General features: G+C 68.0%; 2 protein-coding genes and 1 pseudogene. All 3 read right to left on the bottom strand.

Annotated elements, in window-relative coordinates; genetic code table 11:
* Positions 1-320 (bottom strand): annotated as a pseudogene (locus tag AC1D1T_RS30145) (RND transporter); the annotation flags it as partial.
* A 14-nt stretch (positions 321-334) separates the two neighbouring features.
* Complete coding sequence (locus AC1D1T_RS30140; RefSeq protein ID WP_477993118.1) at positions 335-3,520, bottom strand: efflux RND transporter permease subunit; 3,186 nt, start codon at positions 3,518-3,520, stop codon at positions 335-337.
* A gap of 33 nt (positions 3,521-3,553) precedes the next feature.
* Positions 3,554-4,590 (bottom strand): efflux RND transporter periplasmic adaptor subunit (locus AC1D1T_RS30135; protein WP_477993116.1); only part of this gene is annotated, 1,037 nt, incomplete at its 5' end.

Below are 4,590 nucleotides of genomic sequence, written 5' to 3'. Positions count from 1 at the left end.
GGCCAGCGGTCGGCCTCGGCACTGCCGAGCGAGGCACGCGCCGCCTTGACGCGGGCGGCGGCCGACGCGAGCGTCGGGTTCGCCTTCGCGGCCTGCTCCTCGAGCGCATTCAGCTTCGCATCGCCGAACGTCACCCACCAGGCGCCGCGCTGCTGCGCCTCGGACGGCGCGGCGGCCTTCCAGCTGCCTTCGACGGCCGTCACCTCCTTGTAGGCCGACGGCACGCCCACGTCGGGCTGCGGCACCGTCGGGGCCAGCGAGCAACCGGCCAGCACCAGCGCCGTGACCAGCGCGGAAGTCTTGAACAATGTGTGTGTCATGGTCTTGTCGTCGCTCAGGTCGCCTCGTGCGCCACCGGCGCCGCGGCGGCGCCGGAGCGCCCTTCGATCGCCACCGCGAGCTTGCGCAGCAGCACGTAGAACAACGGGGTCAGGAACAGGCCGAACAGCGTCACGCCCAGCATGCCGGCGAACACCGCCACGCCCATCGCGTGGCGCATTTCGGATCCGGCGCCCGACGAGAACACCAGCGGCAGCACGCCCATGATGAACGCGATCGACGTCATCAGGATCGGGCGCAGGCGCAGGTGGCAGGCTTCGAGCGCGGCTTCGACGATGCCCTTGCCCTGGTGCTCCAGGTCACGGGCGAACTCGACGATCAGGATCGCGTTCTTCGACGCCAGCCCCACCAGCACGAACAACGCGATCTGCGTGAAGATGTTGTTGTCGCCCTTGGTCAGGTAGACGCCGAGCAGCGCGCACAGGATCGACGCCGGCACGATCAGGATCACCGCCAGCGGCAGCGTCCAGCTCTCGTACTGCGCGGCGAGCACCAGGAACACCAGCAGCACGCACAGCGGGAACACGATCACCAGCGTGTTGCCGGCCAGGATCTCCTGGTAGGTGAGGTCGGTCCACTCGAAGCTGATGCCGCGCGGCAGCGTCTCGGCCGCCAGCTTGGCCATGATGTCCTGCGCCTGGCCCGACGACACACCCGGTGCTGCGCCGCCGTTGAAGTCGGCCGCCATGTACGAGTTGTAGCGCTCGACGCGGTCCGGCCCGTAGGTGTTGCTGACGTTCACCAGGCTGCCCAGCGGCACCATCTCCTGCGCCGCGTTGCGCACCTTGAACTGCCCGATCGCCGAGGCGTCGGAGCGGAACGAGGCGTCGGCCTGCGCGATCACCTGGTAGGTGCGGCCGAACTTGTTGAAGTCGTTGATGTAGAGCGAACCGAGGTTGATCTGCATCGTGTCGAAGATGTCCGACAGCGGCACGCCCAGCTGCTTGGCCTTGGTGCGGTCGACGTCGGCCTTCAGCTGCGGCACGTTGATCTGGTAGCCCGAGAACACGCCCGCCAGCTGCGGCGTCTGCCACGCCTTCATCTGCAGCGCCTGCACCGCCTGGTACAGCGCGTCGGGACCGAGGTTGGCGCGGTCTTCGACGTACAGCTTGAAGCCGCCGATGGTGCCGAGGCCGTTCACCGGCGGCGGCGGGAACACCATGATGAAGGCGTCCTGGATCGCGCCCAGGCGCTTGTTCACCTCGGCCGCGATCGCGCCGCTCGACAGGTTGGCGGTCTTGCGCTTGTCGAAGTCGTCGAGCGTGTAGAACACGATGCCCGAGTTCGGCGCGTTCATGAAGCCGTGGATCGACAGGCCCGGGAAGGCCACCGAGCTCTTGACGCCCGGCACCGATTGCGCGATCTCCGACATGCGGCGGATCACGCTTTCGGTGCGGTCCAGCGAGGCCGCATCAGGCAGCTGGGCGAAGCCGACCAGGTACTGCTTGTCCTGCGCCGGCACGAACCCCGACGGCACGATGCGGAACATGAACACCGCGCCGACGATCAGCAGCACGTAGACCACGAGGGTCGCGCCCTTGTGCGCCAGCACGCGCTTCACGCCACCGGTGTAGCCGTGCGACGAGCGGTCGAAGAAGCGGTTGAACACGCGGAAGAAGCCGCCGAAGGCCCAGTCCATGGCCTTGGCGAGCTTGTCCTTCGGGGCACCGTGCGGCTGCAGCAGCACCGCGGCCAGCGCCGGCGACAGCGTCAGCGAGTTGAAGGCCGAGATCACGGTCGAGATCGCGATCGTCAGCGCGAACTGGCGGTAGAACTGGCCGGTCAGCCCGGACACGAAGGCGATCGGCACGAACACCGCGCACAGCACCAGCGCGATCGCGATGATCGGCCCGGAGACCTCCTTCATCGCCTGGATCGTCGCATCGCGCGGACTCAGCCCGTTGGCGATGTTGCGCTCGACGTTCTCGACCACCACGATCGCATCGTCGACCACGATGCCGATCGCCAGCACCAGGCCGAACAGCGACAGCGTGTTGATCGAGAAGCCGAAGCCCAGCAGCACCGCCATCGTGCCGATCACCGACACCGGCACGGCCAGCAGCGGGATCAGCGACGCGCGCCAGGTCTGCAGGAACACGATCACCACCAGCACCACCAGCGCGATCGCCTCGAGCAGCGTGTGGATCACGGCGCTGATCGAATCACGCACGAACTGCGTCGGGTCGTAGACGATGGCGTACTCGAGGTCCTGCGGGAAGTCCTTCTTCAGCTCTTCCATCAGCGCGCGCACGTCGGTCGAGATCTGCAGCGCGTTCGACTGCGGCGCCTCGAACAGGCCGAGCGCGACCGCCGGCTTGTTGTTCAGCAGCGAACGCAGCGAGTAGGTGGAGGCACCCAGCTCGAGGCGGGCCACGTCGCGCAGGCGGATCACGCCGCCGCTGGCGGTCAGGCTGCCGGTCTTGATGATGATGTCGCCGAACTCCTCTTCGGTGCTCAGGCGACCCTGGGTGTTGACCGACAGCTGGAACGGCGCGTCCTTGGCGGGCGAGGCACCGACCACGCCGGCGGCCACCTGCACGTTCTGCTCGCGGATCGCGGCGACCACGTCGGGCGCGGTCAGGCCGCGCGCGGCGATCTTCTGCGGGTCGAGCCAGATGCGCATCGAGTAGTCGCCGGCGCCGAACACCTGCACCTGGCCCATGCCGGCCACGCGGGCCAGCCGGTCCTTGATGTTGAGCACCGCGTAGTTGCGCAGGTAGACCTCGTCGTAGCGCGAGTTCGGCGAGAGCAAGTGCACCACCATCGTGATGTTGGGCGAGCTCTTGACGGTGGTCACGCCGATCTGCCGCACCTCTTCAGGCAGGCGCGCCAGGGCCCGCTGCACGCGGTTCTGCACCTGCGTTTCAGCCTGCTCGACGTTGGTGCCGACCTTGAAGGTCACGGTCAGGTTCATGCCGCCGTCGCCGGTGGCCTGCGAGGCCATGTACAGCATGTTCTCGGTGCCGTTGATGGCCTCTTCGAGCGGGGCTGCCACGGTCTGGGCGATCACCGTCGGGTTGGCGCCGGGGAAGCGCGCGCTGACGACGACCGACGGCGGCACGACCTCGGGGTATTCCGAGATCGGCAGCCGGAAGATCGCGATCAACCCRGCCAGGAACAACAGGATGGACAACACGGCCGCGAAGATCGGCCTGTCCACGAAGAATTTTGAGAATCGCATGGGGTCTCTCGATGTTTCTTGCTGGCGAGCCGTTTACTGGCGAGCCGGCGCGCTGGCCGCCGCGTCGGCATTCATCGCCACGACTTCGGGGGCCACCGGTGAACCGGGGCGCACGCGCTGCAGGCCGTTGACGACGATGCGCTCGCCCGGCTTCAGCCCGGCACGCGCGACGCGCAGCCCGTCGACCAGCGGGCCGAGTTGCACGACGCGGTACTCGGCCTTGTTCTCGGCGTTGATGACGTAGACGTACTTGCGGTTCTGGTCGGTACCGATCGCGGTGTCGTTGATCAGCAGCGCGGCCRGTGCGCCGATGTCGGCGCCGACCTGCACCCGTGCGAACAGGCCCGGGATCAGCGCGCCGTCCTTGTTCTCGAGCACCGCGCGCATGCGCACCGTGCCGGAGGCCGGGTCGACGCGGTTGTCGATGAAGTCGAGCCGGCCTTCGTGCGGGAAACCGCTCTCGTTGGTGAGGCCGGTGCGCACCTTGACGCCCTTGCCGCCTTCGCGCGCGGCGCCGCCGATGCTCAGGAAGGTGGATTCATCGCCGTCGAAGCTCACGTAGACCGGGCTGATCGAGACCAGCGAGGTCAGCACGACGCTGCTGTCGACCAGGTTGCCCACCGTGACCTCGGCCTTGCCGATGCGGCCGGCGAACGGCGCACGCACGACCGCGTATTCGAGGTTCAGCTTGGCGACCGCGAGCGCGGCCTGGTCGGCCTGCGCGCCGGCTTCGAGCTGGCGGGCGCTGGCGGCGCGCTCATCGAAATCGCGCTGGGCGATCGCGTTGTCGGCCATCAGGCGCTTCGAGCGTTCGAGTTCGGTGCGGCCGAGATCGGCCTTGGCCTTGGAGCTGGCGACCGCGGCCTCCAGCTTGGCCACCTCGGCCTGGTAGCTGCGCGGGTCGATCTGGAACAGCACGTCGCCCTTCTTGACCAGCGCGCCGGGCTTGAACTGCACCGCGTCGATCGTGCCGGGCACGCGGGCGCGGATCTGCGCCGACTCGATCGCTTCGATGCGGCCGGAGAAATCCTGCTGCTCGACGACGTTGCGCGAGACGACGACGGCGACGC

The organism is Rhizobacter sp. P2_H3 (assembly GCF_056403355.1).
Note: the sequence above shows the minus strand (reverse complement) of the source record. Positions and strands in the feature narration are given on the sequence as shown.